This is a genomic window from Acinetobacter sp. CY79, assembly GCF_059515845.1.
Genome location: NZ_JCAKMY010000013.1, coordinates 1 through 20206 on the forward strand (window position 1 = coordinate 1; position 20206 = coordinate 20206).

General features: G+C 39.1%; 17 protein-coding genes and 1 pseudogene. 8 read left to right on the forward strand and 10 right to left on the reverse strand.

Translation table 11 applies throughout. From position 1 onward, the window contains the following. The first annotated feature begins 6 nt into the window (after positions 1–6). Both AC5YCE_RS06825 and AC5YCE_RS06830 read left to right on the forward strand, forming a co-directional pair. The gene (locus tag AC5YCE_RS06825) at positions 7–150 is read left to right on the forward strand and encodes a transposase (protein ID WP_496126720.1); all 144 of its coding nucleotides are present in this window, start codon (positions 7–9) and stop codon (positions 148–150) included. 17 nt (positions 151–167) lie between these two features. Next, a pseudogene (locus AC5YCE_RS06830) lies at positions 168–623 on the forward strand (transposase family protein); the annotation flags it as partial. A 75-nt stretch (positions 624–698) separates the two neighbouring features. Here AC5YCE_RS06830 and AC5YCE_RS06835 read toward each other — a convergent pair. From AC5YCE_RS06835 to AC5YCE_RS06860, 6 genes are all read right to left on the reverse strand, one after another. Beyond that, complete coding sequence (locus AC5YCE_RS06835; RefSeq protein WP_496171489.1) at positions 699–1457, reverse strand: hypothetical protein; 759 nt, start codon at positions 1455–1457, stop codon at positions 699–701. Between the two features lie 355 nt (positions 1458–1812). Next, a complete protein-coding gene (gene topA / locus AC5YCE_RS06840) occupies positions 1813–4455 on the reverse strand; it encodes a type I DNA topoisomerase (RefSeq protein ID WP_496171490.1) in 2643 nt (880 codons plus the stop codon). 35 nt (positions 4456–4490) lie between these two features. Further along, positions 4491–4940, reverse strand: coding sequence for an ammonium transporter (locus tag AC5YCE_RS06845; RefSeq protein WP_496124936.1), 450 nt, complete (start codon positions 4938–4940; stop codon positions 4491–4493). Positions 4941–5010: 70 nt separating this feature from the next. Beyond that, complete coding sequence (locus AC5YCE_RS06850; RefSeq protein ID WP_496171491.1) at positions 5011–5937, reverse strand: PIN domain-containing protein; 927 nt, start codon at positions 5935–5937, stop codon at positions 5011–5013. A 27-nt stretch (positions 5938–5964) separates the two neighbouring features. Further along, positions 5965–7002 (reverse strand): hypothetical protein, encoded by a 1038-nt coding sequence (locus AC5YCE_RS06855; protein ID WP_496171492.1) that lies wholly within the window; start codon positions 7000–7002, stop codon positions 5965–5967. Positions 7003–7160: 158 nt separating this feature from the next. Next, positions 7161–7406: a SlyX family protein gene (locus AC5YCE_RS06860; RefSeq protein ID WP_496124938.1), complete on the reverse strand. Its 246-nt coding sequence runs from the start codon at positions 7404–7406 to the stop codon at positions 7161–7163. A gap of 34 nt (positions 7407–7440) precedes the next feature. Here AC5YCE_RS06860 and AC5YCE_RS06865 point away from each other — a divergent pair, with 34 nt between their 5' ends. Continuing rightward, positions 7441–9345 carry an ATP-binding cassette domain-containing protein gene (locus AC5YCE_RS06865; RefSeq protein WP_496171493.1) on the forward strand — a complete coding sequence of 635 codons (1905 nt, stop codon included), beginning with the start codon at positions 7441–7443 and terminating at the stop codon, positions 9343–9345. Between the two features lie 118 nt (positions 9346–9463). On the opposite strand, the gene AC5YCE_RS06870 is transcribed toward AC5YCE_RS06865, so the two are convergent. From AC5YCE_RS06870 to AC5YCE_RS06880, 3 genes are all read right to left on the reverse strand, one after another. Next, on the reverse strand, positions 9464–10351 hold the full coding sequence (locus AC5YCE_RS06870; protein ID WP_496171494.1) for an EamA family transporter: 888 nt from the start codon (positions 10349–10351) through the stop codon (positions 9464–9466). Positions 10352–10491: 140 nt separating this feature from the next. Further along, positions 10492–11091, reverse strand: coding sequence for a lysozyme (locus AC5YCE_RS06875; RefSeq protein WP_496171495.1), 600 nt, complete (start codon positions 11089–11091; stop codon positions 10492–10494). 274 nt (positions 11092–11365) lie between these two features. Next, positions 11366–12361, reverse strand: coding sequence for an acyltransferase family protein (locus AC5YCE_RS06880; protein WP_496171496.1), 996 nt, complete (start codon positions 12359–12361; stop codon positions 11366–11368). A 166-nt stretch (positions 12362–12527) separates the two neighbouring features. Between AC5YCE_RS06880 and AC5YCE_RS06885 the strand changes: the two genes are divergently transcribed. Both AC5YCE_RS06885 and AC5YCE_RS06890 read left to right on the forward strand, forming a co-directional pair. Then, the gene (locus AC5YCE_RS06885) at positions 12528–13463 is read left to right on the forward strand and encodes an LpxL/LpxP family acyltransferase (RefSeq protein ID WP_496171497.1); all 936 of its coding nucleotides are present in this window, start codon (positions 12528–12530) and stop codon (positions 13461–13463) included. A 107-nt stretch (positions 13464–13570) separates the two neighbouring features. Then, positions 13571–14428 carry a hypothetical protein gene (locus AC5YCE_RS06890; protein WP_496171498.1) on the forward strand — a complete coding sequence of 286 codons (858 nt, stop codon included), beginning with the start codon at positions 13571–13573 and terminating at the stop codon, positions 14426–14428. A 299-nt stretch (positions 14429–14727) separates the two neighbouring features. On the opposite strand, the gene AC5YCE_RS06895 is transcribed toward AC5YCE_RS06890, so the two are convergent. Then, positions 14728–15843, reverse strand: a complete 1116-nt coding sequence (locus AC5YCE_RS06895) for an endonuclease/exonuclease/phosphatase family protein (RefSeq protein ID WP_496171499.1) — start codon at positions 15841–15843, stop codon at positions 14728–14730. A gap of 189 nt (positions 15844–16032) precedes the next feature. On the opposite strand from AC5YCE_RS06895, the gene asd reads away from it, so the two are divergent. The 3 genes from asd (at position 16033) to fimV (ending at position 20183) form a co-directional block, all read left to right on the forward strand. Continuing rightward, on the forward strand, positions 16033–17151 hold the full coding sequence (asd, locus tag AC5YCE_RS06900) for an aspartate-semialdehyde dehydrogenase (RefSeq protein WP_496171500.1): 1119 nt from the start codon (positions 16033–16035) through the stop codon (positions 17149–17151). Positions 17152–17257: 106 nt separating this feature from the next. After that, entirely contained in the window at positions 17258–18826 is a 1569-nt protein-coding gene (locus tag AC5YCE_RS06905; RefSeq protein WP_496171501.1) for a FimV/HubP family polar landmark protein, read from the forward strand. Positions 18827–18875: 49 nt separating this feature from the next. Further along, positions 18876–20183 carry a T4P machinery localization factor FimV gene (gene fimV, locus AC5YCE_RS06910; protein ID WP_496171502.1) on the forward strand — a complete coding sequence of 436 codons (1308 nt, stop codon included), beginning with the start codon at positions 18876–18878 and terminating at the stop codon, positions 20181–20183. Positions 20184–20206 lie beyond the last annotated feature (23 nt).

Sequence of the window (20206 nt, forward strand, 5' to 3'; positions counted from 1 at the left end):
ACAAGAATCGTTTATCTACCTGCGTATAGTCCCGACCTCAATCCTATTGAAAAAGCATGGTCTGTCTTAAAAAGTAAAGTCAGGCACATCATTGCTCAGAACAATAAAACCATTCAGGAAGCTCTGGATATCGTATTTAAGATGATGTAGCTTATGTTTCATATTTGGCTATAGAACGTCCCCAAAAAAATCAGAGTAAGTTTTACAGTGGTAAAAAGAAGAAACATACGCTCAAAGCGCAAGTGATCTATCATCCAAAGAGCCAACAAATCATAGGTCTAGATCTATCGAGTGGTAGTCAACATGACATTAAATTGGCAAGGAAAACGATTGCAAAATTCAAGCATTGTGAATATGTGATTACTGATTTAGGATATCATGGACTAGAGGAATGTGGATTTAAGCTATTGACTCCTATTAAGAAAAAGAAGAATTCTGCCTTATCTGATATTGAGAAAAAGTACAATAAAATGATTGGAGAAATACGAATTGTGATTGAACACATCAATCGTCAATTAAAAACATTTAGAATATTGAGTGAACGCTACCGAAACAGACGTAAGCGATTCGGTTTACGCATCAACTTAATTGCTGCACTTGTAAACCGGATAAACTTGCAATAACGACTTTCGCAAGAGGTCTATTTTTAACATAAAAAAAGCCGACTTGAGTCGGCTTTTTTTATTTCAGCTTATTTATTATTTCTTCCAGCCCAGCTCTTCTGCTGTTTTTGGATTAATCACTGTTTGATTAAGAAATTCTGGCATCACCGATTTGGTTTCTGAATACGCAATATGACCACCCATCAACTCTGCCTTCAACTGAGGATACAAAGGTTGTTGATTAGGATTAGCATAACCATCTGGATACTTGGGAAGACCCGTCAGCAAATCATATTTATCACTTGCACCTAATGCGTGTAATAACTCATGAACCAAAATAATGCGGTTTTGTTCGGATTGTCGTCTTGACGCAAATAGATTAATTGAGCCCATTCGACCATTTTGCAAAGCCGTGGAATGCTTCAATGACGATGTGGTCTTAGGGTCATAATAATTTAAAAATAAAGTGACTGATGGTGCACCATCCTGATTACTGTGTTGTTTCCAAGCATAGTAACGGAACTTCAAACTCCAGATAATGGTTTGCAATACAGACTCTGATTCAGGAACTTTAGGCGGCACTTGATTAAGTTCACGACCTAACTGGAAATAAACAGAAACAGGCTGATGACGATACTTTGCAGACATATCACGGATATAGTCTTGTGCATAACTCAGATCTTGGCTAGACAGACGCTGAATATAGTTTTGAGTCGATTGCTGTCCATCAGCATTGATCGGATGCAAAAGGACAATGATTGGCTTATCCCAGTTTGGATTATAGTCACGCCAAACATTAATACCGACGATCAAGAGTATGATCAATAAAATTATAATTCTAAGCTTTTTCCACATATTCGCTTATCTCTTGTATTTTTGGCATCTAAACTAAAGTCATTAATAAATTGAAATGTTTATTTTAAGAAGATTAGATCATCTAGCCCATCAAATAAATGATAACTGATTCACATTATTTCATAATACTAAAAATTATACTCGATATTTTTTCATTCATTTACAATAATTTATATTGATATTAAATCTCCACCTTTCTTTAAATACTGATTTAATCATCAATTAATTTTTTAGTTTTACTACATCATTTTTTAGTTATATCTACACAATATTGAAAAATAGAAGCCATGTTCTTCATTTAATTCAAAGCAAAAAAATGCCGACCGAAGTCAGCATTTTAAAAAATTTTAAAGCATTAAGCTTCAGCCCACTTTCCATCTTGATAAACCAATGACCACTTGGTTTGTTTACCTTCAGGCGTTTCAGAACCAATATACTGCGCTTGGTTTTTACGACTGAATTTCACCAAAGTTGGATTACCATCAGGATCTTGATCAGGTGCATTTAAGATGAACTGATACTTTGGATCTAGCTGTTCTGCAACAGTTCTTAATTCCGCAACTTTCGGTGCACGTGTTTCACGTACTTTCGGGAATTTACTTGCTGCTAAGAATAATCCTGCTGCACCATCACGAAGGACAAAAAAGTCATCATGTTTGGTGGAACGTAGATGTTCCATTTTGATTGGATCGACACGTGGAGGCGCAGGCTGACCGCTCTTCAATACTTTACGTGTGTTATCACAGCTATTGCATGCAAAGTAAGGACCAAAACGACCTGTCTTCAACTGCATTTCACCATCACATTTATCACATGGAATGGTCGGGCCATCATAGCCTTTAATTTTGAACTCACCTTCTTCAAGTTCAAAACCAGCACAGTCTGGGTTATTACCACAGATATGTAACTTGCGACCACCATCAATGACATAACTGTCCATTGCTGTTTCACAGATTGGACAGCGTTTTTTCGACATTAAATCTGCGGTTTCAGCGGCATCATCATCTGAAAGTGCAGCTAAAGACTCAACAGGTGTTAAATTCAGGGTGCCTTTGCAACGCTCTTTGGGTGGCAAGTTATAACCTGAACATCCTAAGAAGACGCCTGTCGTACCCGTACGAATCTGCATTGGACGTTCGCATTCTTTACAGTGCACAGCATTCACTTCAACAGGTTGATTACGGCGCATACCGTTTTCACCCTGAGCTGTGGTCAGACGTTTTTTGAAATCACCGTAGAAGTTATCGAGTAATTCTTTCCAGTTACGCTCACCATCCGCCACTTTATCCAGCTGACTTTCAAGATCGGCTGTAAACGCATAGTTCATCAAGTTATTGAAGTTTTCATCGAGACGATCCGTCACGATTTCACCCATCTTCTCGGCAAAAAGGCGACGGTTATCAATTTTCACATAACCACGATCTTGAATCGTTGAGATAATCGCAGCATAAGTCGATGGACGACCAATGCCCTTTTTCTCAAGCTCTTTCACCAACGATGCTTCCGTAAAGCGTGCAGGTGGTTTAGTGAAGTGCTGAGATCGATCAAGCTTCTCAAGTTTCAGTACTTCACCGACTTTGACTGCAGGCAAGAGCACATCATCATCCGCTTTGTTGGCACCACGAACTTTGGTAAAACCATCAAACACCAAAGTACGACCTTTGGCTTTGAGTTCAACACCATTGGCATCGACTAAAATGGTTGAAGATAAGTATTCTGCTGGCGTCATTTGACATGCGACAAATTGACGCCAAATCAGTTCATACAAACGCTGAGCATCACGATCTACACCAATAAGCTGATCGCCACTCAGCGTCACACTAGAAGGACGAATCGCTTCATGGGCTTCTTGCGCGCCCGCTTTGTTGCCATAACGATTGGGCTTCGCTGGAATGTATTTTTCACCAAACTCAAGCTCAACGTAATTGCGCGCCATATTGACTGCATCATCACTTAAGAATGTTGAGTCCGTACGCATGTAGGTAATGTAACCCGCTTCATATAGACGCTGTGCCATGGTCATGGTTTTCTTTACAGAGAAACCTAAACGTGTACTTGCAGCCTGTTGAAGCGTTGAAGTGATATACGGTGCGCTTGGATTGACCTTGGTTGGCTTATCTTCACGAACTGCAACCTTATATTCGGCATCATTTAAAACACTCAATAAAGCATCCGTTTGGGCTTTATTTTGAAGTTTTAAGGTTTTACCACCTTGCTTAACTGCTTCTAAGCGAATCTTATTTTTTTTGGATTGCGTATCTGCAAATACTTGCCAATATTCTTCTGGAACAAATGCACGAATTTCACGTTCACGTTCAACCACAAGTTTTGCAGCGACAGACTGTACACGACCTGCCGACAGACCACGGGCAATTTTTTCCCACAGCAATGGTGAGATCATAAAGCCCACAATACGGTCTAAAAAGCGACGTGCTTGCTGTGCATTGACTTTATCGGTATCAAGACGAGAAGGTTGTTTAAACGCTTCTTGAATGGCATTTTTGGTAATTTCGTTGAAGACCACACGTTGATAACGTGATTCATCACCGCCAATCACTTCTTTTAGATGCCAAGCAATCGCTTCCCCTTCTCTATCCATATCCGTTGCGAGATAGATTTCATCGACTTGCGATGCGAGTTTTTTGAGCTCAGCGACGACACCTTCTTTGCCTGGAAGCACTTCATATTTTGCTTTCCAGTCATGTTCAGGGTCGACCCCCATACGATTGACCAATGCATTTTGTGCTTTTTCAGCTTTTTGTTCATCGGTTAATTTAGTTCGGGTGGCGGTCTTCTTTTCTGTAGATTTTGATGAACCACCTGTTGGTAAGTCTCGTACATGACCGACAGACGATTTAACGATGTAATTCGAGCCTAAGTACTTATTGATTGTTTTCGCTTTTGCAGGCGACTCCACAATCACTAAGGCACGTTTTTTGCCAGCGTCAGGAGAGGTCGCTGTGGTGCTTTTGGATGTGGACCGAGGAGCGTTCGCCATAATGAACCGTTATTCCTATAAGATTGGTGTGTATATTAAAGTTCAGCTAATGAATGCAAATAGGCTTTCATATCTTCTAACTGTGTCGCTCTAAGGTCTATTTCTTCGTTCCAATAGAGGCCTACACAATTTGACTGCATATCAATAGCATAAATGCCCTTTAATGTAATCGGTAAATTATTAAATTTTTCATCGCCATGAATGACTTTTAATTTGTCATCTTCAACGATGGCACGCATCAATAACAAACGTCCTTCAGGGATGATGACACTATAGTAAGCAACCATACTGGCACGGCTTTCGGTTGCTTTTGGAATTTTTGTCCAGTCAGGTGCAACCACAAGTCGTGGATGTAGCGACATCTTTCTTGCTTTTTCACGCATGATGCCCAATGCTTTTTCACGTGGGTTCACACGTAAGCCAAATATCGAGCCCAGCACGAAAATCACAATAACAACTGTGACCCAAATTCCAACATTATCCATAGTTCAACCTTTTTGTTCCTATATTAGAGTTGCATAAGCGCAATATAAAACGCAAGTCTCAAAAAATAAATTAATTACCTAATAAGGTCGGACTATAAATAACTTGTCGTTTATCGATCTGAATCAAGTCGTATTTTTGCAGTAAAAATAATGCCTCTTCAACTTGTGCTTTAGGAAGACATCGCTCAAGTAAAACAGTAAAACCAGCCAAATATTTAGGCCTTGCATAATTAGTGGTATTTAAAAACGGCATTAATCTTAACCGTAGAGCTGTTAATTTTTTCTCTATTTCAGCAGTTTCAGCAGTTTCAGCAGTTTCAGCAGTTTCAGCAGTTTCAGCAGTTTCAGCAGTTTCAGCAGTTAATATCTTGATTGCTTTTACAATTGAAGGATTATTATAAGAAATTTTATTATCATTAATTCTGATGGCTTTAACGACCTTTAACTCATCAATGACTACTTTTGCTACATCATTTTCAATTTTAAGATTTGCCTTTACCGAGTTAATTAAGGAATCTAATTTAGCGGGTCTACTGAAAGTTTCTTTAGCGAGGTTCTGGCAATAGTTTAACACCAATAATTTTACATTAATTTCAAGTTTTATATCCTTAGCTATATGCCTAGATACCAAGGGTTTTTCATTAATAATTTTTGCTTCAAATTGAGCAATTTTCAACAAATCAACCACATATTCCATTGAATGATCATTTGACATTACATCAAATGAATACTCTTTGGCTTTTACTTGCGTTGAGAGTTGCCCCGCTATAAAAGTTAATCCGAAATCAGCCACATCTTTCCCGACCTTTGGCATTTTAAGAACTTTTAATTTACCATTTACAATAAATGGAGAAATTTTAACTACACCATCTAATGAAAAATTCACAGGAGATTTGGCATAAACTAAATAGATAAAATGATAATGACTTAAGTATTTCAATAACTCATTTTCTGTTTTATGTACGTTTTCTATATCCAGTAATAATATTTTTTTCATATTTCCCCCACGAAAATATTTAAAAACTCAATTCAAGAACATCTCATGGCTATAAATCACATCGTGACCATTCCAATAAATATATCCCTTATCAATCATCTCTTTAAGTAATAATCGAACATCAGATTTAGGAAATAACTGTTCCAGTAAATCTCTCAACGCATAGATATCTTTGGGTTTGTCTGATTTCATTTGATTCAATTTACGAATCACTTCCATTTGTACAGGATCAATTTTGTCAAAGTTTTTATGCAAATTACTTTGTGCATCATTCACAACTTCGCTTTGCTGTAACTGAGCAAGCTCTTCAATCATTTGCTCAGGATTAATCTGTAGCTTGGACAAAAGTGCATCCACTTCAGCCAGTCTGCTATTGCCTAGCATGGAGTCATTTGGTAGATCAGTATCAGCTTGATTAAGATCAAGCTGTTGCCACTGCTTTAATACTTTTTTGCGAAATGAAATTTGATCACCTTCAGATTTAACAATTTTTAAGTTAATCAACATACCGATGAGTTGTTTGGTTTGAGTCGAGTCAACTTGCAATATACTCATGATGGAGTTTTTCAGCTTCGCCATCGAGCTAGGTTTACCCGTTGCCATCGCGATGACATCACAATATTTCTTAATCAATTGCAAATCAGGGTTAGCCAAAATAGTGTGCAATGGCGGTAAGCCTTTTTTAGCAGTCACTGTGGTTTTTTCAGTTTCGACTTGGATTAGACGACACGGAAAACCCGAAGCGACCAACATATCTGCCAAAATCTGACTGCCGTTAGCAGCGGAAACCACGTCAACATGAGACTCAGGCTCTATCAAGGCTAAAAGTTGTCCAACCACCACCGCATATTCATACTCTTGCTCTGTGGCTTGCAAAGTATCCAAAATCACGATTTGACCACTGCTGACCCAAGTCGAAAACTCAGTTAAATCCGTGAGCGGACATTCAAATTTGTTTTCTCTGCTGAAGATATACAAAGTTGCATAATGCTCAAGAATATCGCGATAGAATTTTACTGTCGGGATATTACGCTCAAGATCCAAAAGTACAACTTTATTGTTCATAGTCATTTTTCAAAAAAATAGATTTAGAATGAAGCTATTACATCGAGCTTTACAAAAAAGGTCAAATATAATGCAGTGTCCGCTTAAAATAGCAGTTCAATAGCGACTGTGTTATTTTCGCTGTTGCTTAAACGCTGTTGAATCAAGGTATCTGTAACTCAATAGTGTGGCGGACGATCACTGCTTGGATCGAATGGCTCTACACCATCGGTTAAATGAAACACTTCAAAACGTTGATACAAAATTTTCATTTGTTTCTTTAAATCAGTGATTTCACGGTCCTGTAACGCAATTTGAATATTTAATTGATCAACTAATTCATCTAAAAATGCAATTCGGACTTGCAAATCTTCTATGGGTGCGGAAAATGGCGCCTGCTCATCTAGATTTTTTTGATTCGACATTATAAGTCCTCATTGGGGGATTTCAGGAAACATTATGGCCTATATTACTTTAAGGGACGTCCAGCTTGCATTCGGTGGACCCTTCCTACTCGACGGTGCCAATTTCAGTTTAGAACGTGGCGAACGAGTGTGTTTGATCGGCCGTAATGGTGAAGGTAAGTCTACTTTACTCAAGCTGATTGATGGAAGCCTCTTACCTGACACGGGTGAAGTCTCTTTGCAAAATGGCATCACCATTTCCATGCTTGCTCAAGATGTACCGATGGACTCTGGTCGTGTTGCAGATATCGTCGCAGATGGTGCAGGTGAAGCTGCAACGGTGATGCGAGCTTACCACGATGCAAGCGAAGCTTGTGTACTTGGTGATATGGAAGCCTGCGATCGCATGGGCGAGTTACAACACAAAATGGATCAATTGGATGGTTGGGCACTTGAAACTAAAGTGAATTCAATCCTCAGTAAAATGGGTTTAGACCCTGATGCTGATTTGGCTGATCTATCTGGGGGACGTAAACGTCGTGTACTGCTTGCACGTGCCTTACTCACTCAACCCGACGTTCTACTGCTCGACGAACCAACCAACCATTTGGACGTTGAAAGTATTGAATGGTTAGAAAAATTCTTACTCGATCAAAACAACTTAACGCTGCTTTTCATTTCGCATGACCGTTCATTTGTGGACAGTATTGCAACGCGTATCGTTGAACTTGATCGTGGTATTTTGCGTAGTTACGACGGTAATTATTCACGTTATCTTGAGCTGAAAGCCATGCAAATGGAAGCTGAAGAAAAGCAAAATGCTTTATTCGATAAAAAATTGGCGGAAGAAGAAGTTTGGATTCGCCAAGGGATTAAGGCACGTCGTACCCGTAATGAAGGTCGTGTGCGTGAATTAAAAGCTCTTCGTGAAGAATCTAAAGCGCGTCGCTCACAACAAGGCAAAGTGAGCATGGCAACGCAAGACGCCAACCGCTCTGGTAAACTTGTCTTTGATATTGAAAACCTCAGTGTAGCGTTTGACGACAATGCACCGATCATCAAAAACTTCTCTACCCTTGTGCTACGTGGCGATCGTATCGGTTTAGTCGGTGACAATGGTGTGGGTAAAACCACCTTAATCAAAGCCATTTTAGGTGAGCTTGAGCACGGTGGAACGGTTAAAACAGGTACTCAGCTCGAAGTTGCTTACTTTGACCAACTCCGTAATGCGCTTGATCTTGAAAAATCAGTCAAAGATAACGTATCTGAAGGCTCAGATTTCGTTGATGTTAACGGTGGACGCCGTCATATCTACAGCTATTTACAAGATTTCCTGTTCTCTCCTGAACGTGCGCGTACACCTGTAAAAGCGCTTTCTGGTGGTGAACGTAACCGTATTTTGTTGGCAAAATTATTGCTTAAACCATCCAACTTAATCGTGATGGATGAGCCAACAAATGACTTGGATATGGTCACTTTAGAGTTGCTTGAGGAAATGCTCGGTGGTTACAAAGGCACATTGCTATTGATCTCACATGACCGTGCGTTTATGGACAATGTCGTAACATCGACTTGGGTATTTGATGGTAAAGGAAACATTGATGAATATATCGGTGGTTACCAAGACTATTTAGAACAACGTCCAGATCAAACTGCTGTTGATCAAAAAAGTGATGTGAAAAAAGCTTTAGCCAAAGCAGAAGCGACTGCCGCCGCAGCTGCGCCTAAAAAAGCAAAACTGAGCTATAAAGATCAACGTGCTTTAGAGCAACTTCCTGCTGAAATGGAAGCTTTAGAGAAAGAACAGGCTGAAATCAATGCCAAACTTGCTGATGGTTCTTTGTTTGTTTCAAACAATGATCAAGCGATGAAACTGTCTGCTCGTCTTGCTGAAATTGATGAAAAATTGCTTGAAAAATTAGAGCGTTGGGAAGAATTAGAAGAGATGAGTAAAGGCTAAGTCTTTATTTACCTCTATAAAAAACTCCGCATTACGTTATTCATAGTGCGGAGTTTTTTGATAAGAATCACTTTATGACTCCAAATCATTTATATCTTTTTTCAGCGTTTACTTACAACTAAGCCCAAATCACCAAAATCGCAGCGATCACCACCAATCCCAATCCCCAATGTTCCGCTTTCGCCAATTTTTCTTTAAAGAAATAAGCGGAGATTAACAGGCTAAATAAAATTTCAATTTGACCTAACGTTTTCACCACAGGCACACTCATCATACTCATGGCAGTAAACCATCCAAGTGATGCCAGAAAACTACACACGCTCACTTTAAAGGTGAGCCCTACTCTTTCCCACATCGCGATTAAGGTCTTTCGACTAAACAGACTTAAATACACCAACATACTGATACACTGAAATCCAATAACGGAAACCAAGACCCAAGCTGCACGGTGAAGGGTAGGAAGCATCGTGAGTTCCAGACTCGCTTCACGAACCAGTAATGACGTAATGGCAAAACATAAGCCACTTCCGATTCCGATCACTAAGGTTTTTAATGAGAAGTCTGTAAAGCCATGCCCTCGACTAAGTAGGAATACGGCGCATGCCCCAAGCAATACGCCAAACCATGCCAGTATTGACAAATGATCTGCAAGAAATACCACACCAATCATCGCAGCCAGAATTGCTTCACTTTTCGCAAGCCCGACCCCAATGGCATAATTCTTTTGTTTAAATAGATTCACCATCAAAGCGGTAGCGACAATCTGACTCATTCCAGCGATTAAAATATAGATCCAATACTTTGTCGTGAATGTCACCGTCGCTGTAACAGGTGAAAAATGATACAAACTCGTTAGATATATAACTGCAAATGGCAAAGCAAAGATAAAGCGAGCAAGGGTTACGCCCCACACATCGACGGTACTGCTTAGTTGTTTTTGAAATGCATTACGCCATGCCTGCATAAACGCAGCCATCAGGGTAAAAAGAATCCAACTGAACGCCATGTATGTTTCACTTTAATGTAGAGCTAAAATGAGTTTATGCCTTTAAAAATGGCATGACTAATCAAAAATTGCTTCAACATAGATAGCTGAAAGTTTGCTCAAATGGTGACTCAGCCACATCAATTGATGAACGCTGAACGTCATTTTAAGAAATAGGCTTTCTCAACAGCTCTGCGATTAACCAATCCTTGAACAGTTTGACCACCTGCTTTGACCCATACATCGAATTGCTGACTTGCACCGATATAATCAGCTTGATTCAATAGCTTGAGTAAAGTCGAGTTTTTAAATGCACCTACTCCGATATTGTAAGTGAGTGACACCAAAGCATCGAATTGATTTTGTGAAAGTGGTACTTTTACTGATGAGTTGACGGCTTTTTCAAAACGTGCCAAGTCATGGTGCATATAGCGCTTGGCTTGTTCAACGGAACATTGATCACTGATCTGAACTGGAACACCATTCGGATATACGGTTGTCCCAAATCCAATCGTACAGACACCTGCTTGATCATAATAGGCTTCGAGTTTTAGCCCTTCAAAGTTACTAATCAAATCAATACCCGATGGACTCAGCTGATTGACTGTGTCTTGAGCAAAACCATAGTCTTTAAGGTTTGAATCTGAATCAACAGCAACAACGATGTTTGAATTTGCATTATTGCTCTTCGGTTGGCTTGTTTTCGTCTGAGTAAACGCTTTGAAAAACGAGCTGATAAAATTTTTCCAGAAAAAATTCATAAATTTTACTCTAACGATTTATATCTTTAAGCATTGATCTGAATGCCAATACACCTCAAAGTTTGCGGATGCATTTCCTAGGTCTCTATCACCCTATCCTCATGTAATCACAGGACAACATCTGATTGTCAATGGTGGCTTAGTGAAAGATTAACTGCTCTATAAATTTCCTTCGAGAAAAGCCAGTTTATTCGAAAAGAAGTCATAAACTCATCAATTACAATGCTGTACCAATCATGATGATGTCCACAGCCTACAGCTTTAGACTGGTTTATCACTTTGACGTTATTTTTGAATAAGGCATCATTAACCATTGAGAAAGTAATCTTAAAACTTGATCGAACACTTTGAACTGTAAAATTGTACAAGTAATAACAGATAAAAATAATGACAATAAAATCAGGCTGAACTGCGAAGTGTTAAACGCGCTTATATAATATTTCATGACATGCGCAACTCCCATCACCACCAATCCATGCAACAAATAAACGGGTAATGTATATGTACCCAATGTTGTCCAACGATTTTCAAAAAGCTTAACCAGTCCCAACAGCGCATAAATGCCTACGCCCGCAAGGCAAATACATAACAGTCTGATTCCGACTCCAACCCAAGGTTCAACCTTCAATTGTTGATAGCTTAAACTGCCATAAAGCCAATATTGCGAAAGATCAAGTCGAAACAATAATCCAAGTAGTCCTAACATCAATCCAATGCCAAAAAATGGCGCAAAACGTTGTTGTTTAACGTTTAAAATCCAATCTTTACCATGTATAGCTCCTGCCACAAAGAAAGGCAGAAAAACCAATATTCGCCCGACTGAATAATCATAGTTATTCCAGGGTGAAAATCCGATCAGAAGTGACAATCCAAGTGCAATCCACACAGGAAATTGAGTTTTAATTAAAAAATGAGTGATGAATGTCCATGCCACCATGCCCATCAGATACCATAAAATCCAATAAGGACGCTGAAATACATTGAATCCACTCCACTTCATCTCACCCGACAAAAAAGATGTAAATAAGGGATAAATAATTTGAAAAGGCAGATAAAGAGATAAAAAGAAAACAATATTTTTAATATAGTTTTGATCCTTGAATAACATCCCCGAAATAAAGATGAAAGCAGGCATATGAATCAAATAAATCAGGCTCAGTAATGCCCCACTCGTCTCAAACTGCCACCCAACAAGACGCTCAAGAAAGTGACCGAATACCACAAGGAAAATCAAAACCGCTTTACTGGTGTCCAGATAATGATCACGCATGGTAAGAACTGAGTTAAAGATTCAATTCTATCTTAAACCAGACTTCATTCGATGATAAAACTAGATCACTGATTTTGAATTTGCTCTAATCATTGAGATCTGTTTTATATCAAAAACAGCTTCATGCTAAACTCAGCCACTACATATTTCTAGATTTTTAAACAAGATGAGTCAAGAGCACACCTATACGCCTGGTGAATTTCAATGGTCATTTCTATTGCCAAAGTATTGGGGCGTTTGGATTGGCATTATTTCTCTCATGTTGTTGGCAATTCTACCGTGGGCGATTCAGCATCGTTTAGCACGTGTATTGGGCAATACTGCTTTTAAATCGTTAAAGTCACGTCGTAAAACGACTGTACGTAATTTAGAAGTGTGTTTTCCTGAATGGTCTGCTGAACAAGTTCAGGACAATGCTCGCTTGGTGTTTGTGGATCAAATGCTTGGTGTTTTTGAAACCCTTAATGCATGGTATAGCCCGAAATGGTTTAAAGGTCGTGTCAGTATTGAGGGACTTGAACATCTCCAAAAAGCACAAGCTGAAGGTCGTGGTGTATTACTCCTCGGTACACATTCAACATTACTCGATGCGGGTGGTTATGCCTGTGCTCAATTCTTTGATCCAGATGTGGTTTATCGTCCGCAAAATAATCCTTTATTGGATATGCTGATTTATCGCTGTCGCGCAACGATCTATACCCATCAGATTGATCATGATGATATGCGTGGGTTGATCCGTCATTTAAAGAATGGACGGGCGATTTGGTACAGCCCTGATCAAGACTTCGGGTTAAAACAAGGCGTCATGGCACCATTTTTTGGTACTCCTGCTGCGACAGTGACCGCTCATCGACGTTTATTAAAAATGACCAAAGCAGCAGCGATCCCCTTGTATTTTTATCGCGATGGTGACATTTCAAATCCGCAATACAAAATATTGGTAGAGCCTGAATTAGACCAGATGCCGAGTGATGATGAGCTTGCTGATGCGACGCGTACCAATCTGATCATTGAACGCCAACTTCGTATCGCACCCACGCAATACATGTGGTTTCATCGTCGTTTTAAAACTCGCCCTGAAGGCTATAATCAGATTTATTAATGCTTCATCAAAATAAATTTATTCTAACTCATTTAATTGTGATGCTTTTCTATACACAATTAAATGAGCTAATATCGGATTAGGATAGAGAATAAATTTGAGGAAAAATGTCAAAACTTGAAGTAAAACCAGAAAATCATAAAATTTTTGTCTTCAAAAAAATTTTCGAGTTTGATTCGGCTAAACAGCAAGCAGAAAAGAAAAAACTCAATGCGTTCGGAATGTTTGCAAAGTTTAACCCTCTGAAACGTCCAACTGAAGAAACTGTTCTACTTAAAGATCAAATACTCCGATATGAACCCTTTTGGTTTGTAGAAAGTAGGCGTTCAGTTAATTATAACTGTATCGTAACTTATGCGATTCCTGTGCATAATCAACACGCGATTTCTATCACAATAGATCAACAAGAGAATCATGACCAGTCCTATCCTGTCATGCGTCAACAGGATAAAGCGAAAATAGATATACAAGTTGTTGAAAGATGTCATCGAACTATTGAATACTCTAATTACCTCGATGGGTTAAAAAGAGAAATTAAAAAATCTGTCTTCATAGAGTATATTAAAAAATTTGAGCATTCTGCTGTTGAGAAGGTTGATTTAGACAATGTTTTACAACCCTTGTTATCGCTTGACTCTTTAACAAGCCTTGTTCGTTCTGAACTGCAAAATCAAATTATCAATGCAACGAATATTCAAGATGATGCTGAAGAAATTACATCATTATATTTATATTTTAGACCTGTATATGCTTTTGAATATCATTGGTCTTCCGCAGATAAGATTGGTGTGATAGAAGTAGATGGTTTGACAGGTGAAATTATTGAAAATGGCAGTTGGTTTAAAAACACTTTTGATCAAGCATTCACTCGAGAAAACTTAATCGAACTTAGTGCAGAACTTGCAAGTACTATCGTTCCTGGAACAGGAACTGCTATTAAAATCGCATCAAAAGTGATGAGCTAAAACAACTAACCCGAGTTCTACTCCCTGTAAAACTCGGGTCAATGGGGTTGTGCTTTTCAAAACATATTGTTATTTTTTGGCTTTCCATTCCTGCATCATATCCATGATGACTCTTCCATCGGCTTCGTCTTCCATATTGGGATTTTCCTTTCCCACTCCTTGTGCCGATGATTAAATATTATCCTGATTCTCATAGTCACTCTAGCCGTTAAGTCCTAAATCCGTGTGAGCATATGCTTACAACACTATTAATCTCAACTAAACACTCAAATAAGATCATTTACGCTTTTCCATCTTATTTAAGTCTTTTTGTAGGCTTGCGCAATTTCATCTGTCACTATTTTTTCTTCACGCTCTGCTTTTTCAATACCCTCTTGAATCGCCTCTTGAGCCTCTTGTTCATCTGCTTCAGTCTGTTCAAGTTCTTCCTGAATTTGCTCAAACACGCGCCCCGTTTGCAAAACCACATACACAGGAAAATGATCAGACCCCATATGCGGTAAACGCTTCATATCGACCAAAGCAAAATCAGTACTGTGGAATACATGATCCAATGACCATCTTAATAATGGATAATCTGCATGAAAAGTGTTGACATAATGCCGACCAACACGCGGATCTAGCAATCCACTGATACGCTGAAATAAACGCGTGGTACGTGACCATGCCACATCATTTAAGTCGCCCATGACAATACAGCTTTCATCCAAATCTTTAATCTGATCACCTACAATCAGTAGCTCCGCATCACGCAAAGTTGAATCTTTGGCTTCAGTTGGACTCGGTGGTTTCGGATGCAAGCAATAGAGTTGTACAGACTGTCCAGATCGTAAAGTCACCGTCGTATGAATCGAAGGAATTTCGTCACTGAGAATGAACTTTATCTCTGTATCACTTAGCTTTAATTTACTGTAGAGATGCATTCCATACAAATTATCTAAGGGCACAGGCACTCTATACGGGTAATCTTTTTCAATGACAGAAAGTTCATTCTGCCAAGTTTGATCAGTTTCTAAGGTCAGTACCAAATCAGGCTGATATTTCTCAATTTCTTCAATCAGTAAATGATATTTAGTATTCGGGGTCAGTACATTAGAGACAATCAATGAGATCTGCTTATTTGGATCTAATTGTTCAGGCTTAACCTGCTTAACTTGTTTTTTCCAAATCAAAGTATATGGCAAGACCATTTTTAATTGGTAAGCCAACGCTGCAATCAAAGCAATGAAAATGATTTGACGCGTTAAATCCCAAGGTTCTTGCCAAAAAATCATCAATAGAAAAGTAATAATACCTAATGCAAGAATTTGTAAGCGTGGAAAATCTGCACCACGAAACCACCATTCATCTCTCGGTATGAGTGACCAAAAACTAATCCAAATCACAAACCCTGCTAGAATTTCCACCCAAATCATATTGTTCACTCATCTGTAAATTTTAATTTTTTATAAGACGTAACATAACTTTATCAATTTTGTATGTATCATAAACAAGTTATTTCTCTCAATAATATTGATGTTTTGATTGTGTAGCTATTGCAGTAAACTGCTCTTTTGATACACTCGAACCCCCTTTTAATTTTTAACGCACCGAGGCAAAGTGACATGAAAGTAGGTCTGGTCGGTTGGCGCGGGATGGTTGGTTCCGTCCTTATGCAACGTATGGTTGAAGAGAATGATTTTGCTCATTTTGAGCCATTCTATTTCTCTACCAGTAATGCGGGTGGTGAAGCGCCTGCGTTTGGCGGTAAGACTGCCCCTGCACTTATGGATGCAACAGACATTAGCAGTCTGAAGCAAATGGATGTCATTATTACCTGTCAAGGTGGCGACTATACTTCTGAGGTTTTCCCTAAACTGAAAGCTGAAGGTTGGAATGGTTACTGGATTGATGCGGCATCGACATTACGTATGGATGATGAAGCCATTATCGTACTTGATCCAGTCAACATGAACGTGATCAAAGACGGCTTAGTGAAAGGTACCAAAACGTTCGTTGGCGGTAACTGTACAGTTTCTTTAATGTTGATGGGCTTAGGTTCACTCTTCCAAAATAATTTGGTTGAATGGGCAACGTCTATGACCTATCAAGCAGCCTCAGGTGCTGGCGCGCAAAACATGCGTGAATTGATCACAGGTATGGGTTATTTATATAACAATACTCAAGATTTGCTTGATGATCCTAAATCTCCAATTTTAGACATTGATTCTAAAATTGCAGCACTACAACGTGGTGAAGGTTTTCCATCAGCTAACTTTGGTGTGCCTTTAGCGGGCTCGCTCATTCCATATATCGATAAACAGCTTGAAAGCGGTCAGTCGAAAGAAGAATGGAAAGGTCAGGTTGAAACCAACAAGATCTTAGGCAACCAGCAAATTGTTCCAATTGATGGTCATTGTGTTCGTATCGGCGCAATGCGTTGCCACTCTCAAGCCATTACATTGAAGCTTAAGAAAGACGTTCCATTGAACGAGATTGAAGATATGGTTCGTCAGTCTAGCCAGTGGGCAAAAGTGGTTCCAAATACACGTGAAGCATCTATGACTGATCTTACCCCTGTGGCAGTCACTGGCACATTAACAGTTCCAGTGGGTCGTCTACGTAAGATGAACATGGGTAAAGAATACTTAGGTGCATTCACAGTGGGTGACCAATTGCTTTGGGGTGCTGCAGAACCTTTACGCCGTATGTTACGCATCTTAATTGAATATAAGAACGCTTAATTTTTAGAAATTCTCTTCTAAAACTGAAAAGCCGATCACATTTGATCGGCTTTTTTTTGTAACTACAATGTTAAGATTTTACATTCTTATTACAACTAGGTATTGTATGACATATTGCCCTGAAATCTTGTCAGAACAATGGATCGAGATGCCTGTATATAACAAATTAAAAATTGCCATTTTAGCTATTATAACAACCCCTACTGCTTATGCTTTAACCCTTGATCCGATTGAAGTTCAATCAGGAGCAGGTAACCTACTCTATGCAGAAATGAAATTTCGTAATGCTGACCCAAATGCTCGAATCGAAGCAAGTTTAGCTGAATCTAATGATCTTATTCGCCTTGGTATCGGTCATCAACCTCCGGGTCACCTGAACTTCTTTACGCGTAAATCAAGCGATGGTTCTGGCGTCATCGTGATCACTTCTTCACGCCCAATGGTGGAATCTGAACTCAATATTCTGGTCAAGATTAAGGAAGGCAGTGCAACGCATATTCAACAAATTAAAACCAGATTGAATCGTCCAGCAGTTGCTGCGCAAAAACCACAAATGACCAATAAAGAAACGTCATTGATTCCACAGACCGTTGTCAGTGATAAAGATATTGCGCTCAATTTACCCATGAGTACGCAATACAATGTGACATCAAATACCTCTCAAGCAAGAGTAGCCACTGATTCAACTCCAAAATCAGCACCACAAGTCTCTTACTCTTCAGCGAATACGATGAGTGTTCCGCTTGCGATCAATGTTTCACCTGCACCGCCTTTAAATAATCAAACGTCAACGCAGGTCATGCCTGCGCCAGTCAATACTGTTCAACCCGCTAATCATCAAACACCTGATCCTGTAAATAGTGCTGTTGCACAATCATATGAACAACCGTCTATCGCGATGGTTCAATCACTCCCTTCGACGCTGACCATCTCGGAAACATTAAGACCTGCTTCAACGCAACCTACTCCTACGATTTCAGCACCAAAACAAGCGTTATCTGCACAGCAAAACCTATCTAAGCCGGTAGACTCTCCATCAAAAACGGAAGTTAAAGCTCCAGTAACTGAGACAGCGAAAACGTCTGCTAAAGTTCGTCCGGAACCTAAACCAATGCATGGTCCTGCTTTAGAAAAAGCACATGTGGTTCAAAACAATGAATCTTTATGGAAAATTGCTTCGCGTGTTGCAACCCAAACCAATCAAAGCATTCCTGAAGTAATGCAACAAATTAAGGCCAATAATGAACATGCTTTCATTGGTGGCAATATCAATCGTATTCGTCGTGGGGTAGCATTAAATTTAGCAGCTGCAAACAGCATGCCTGCACCCAAAGCGGCTAAAGCTCGCCCAATGAATACAACCGCTGGTCAACCTCAGTCGGGTAAAGAGAAGTATAAATTGAGCCAAGCAGAAATGAAGCTTGTCACTGGAACTAAACAAGATTCAGCTCAAGGCGCTGCTAAAGAAAAAACGTCGAAAAATCAGACAACTCCAGAATTATCTTCAAAAGTTATGACAGCTCGACAAAAAACAGTTAAATTACAGCAGAATGTCTCTCAACTCAGCTTGGCCATTCAGCAGAAAGATCAGAGAATTCAACTATTAAATGCGAGACTTGCTCAATTACAGCAACAATTGCAAAAAAAGAATCAAGCGAATAAGCCTGTTAACTAAATTTATTTTAAGGAATAATTTTCATTGGTTTCAATGAAGGGGTAAAAATATGTTGTATATACTAATTCCTTGTTTATTAATACTTATTGTTGCCGTCGTTTTGAAAAAGCGTGAAAGTGCAAACAATGAGTCATCATCTGATAAAGGCAAGAAAACTGCGAATAAGAAAGTCAGTAAAAATGCATCTAATCGCACTGGTCGATCTTCAAGCATTCCAACCAACGTTACGACTACCCCTGTAGCAACGGAATCAGCACCAACAACGCTCGACCCTGAAGTTCGTTCGAGTATTGAAAACCTAATCAAAGCTGAAAATTATTTTGCTGCTGAAGCAAAAATTAACCAAGCCTTGAATCATGACAATTCACAACACGAATTATATCTATATTTACTTGAAATTCATGTTGCGCAAAAAGATGATTTTGCGATTAAGCAGTTAATCAATTACTTACGCTCTTTAGGTTTGCATGACATTGCTGATCAAGCTGAAGCAAATCAACAGCGTGCCCAAGCAAACGTATCAAAGCCTTCAGAACCTATTTCAACACCTGCTGCGACCATAGCTCCTGTAGCAACTCAAAGTCTTAAATCAGATGCTGCCTTTGATGAGCTCATTAGCACCTCAACACCTGCTCAAAATATTGGTAACGCATCTTTTGATAGCATACAACCTGATTTCAATGTAACACCTGTTGAGAAAAAAGATCTTGAGCCTATTGAGTATTCTTTTGAAGCGAAGAAACCTGTTGAAGCGCCTCAAGCAGTTGAGTTTGACTTAAGCTCTGACACAGTAAGCAATGATGTCAGCTTTACTCCTGAAACACTTGAAAAACCTGCAGACGATATTTCAAAAGCAGATATTGCTCCGCTCGAATTTGATTTCTCAACACCTGTTGAAAGCAAAGTTGAAGAAGAGCCTGTTGTTCCTACTGAAGATTTTGTTTTCAATACTCCTTCTATTTCTGAAGAAAAAACTGAACAGCCTTCAAATGAGTTTAAATTAGACAGTGAATTACCAATTAGCGCTGCTACTGATTTCCACTTCAGTTTAGACACTCCAATTTCAGCTGATCCGAATTCACTCGCTTTTGAAACTCAAAAAATTGAAATTGCGCCATCTTTTATTGAGCCAGAAGTTGATCCTAGCTCTTTAGCGGATGCCAATGATCCATTGGCGCAATCATTCCCTGAATTATTAAAGGTCAATGAAATTCAACTCAATCTAGATCTTGCAAGTCGTTATATTGAATTGGGTGCTTATGAAGCGGCTAAAAAGTTACTGAGTGCGGATGAAGCTTTCTTCTCTACTGAACAACGTCACCGTTCACAACAATTACTCAAGCAAATAGCTTCTTAATACAATTACGCTTAACATAAGCA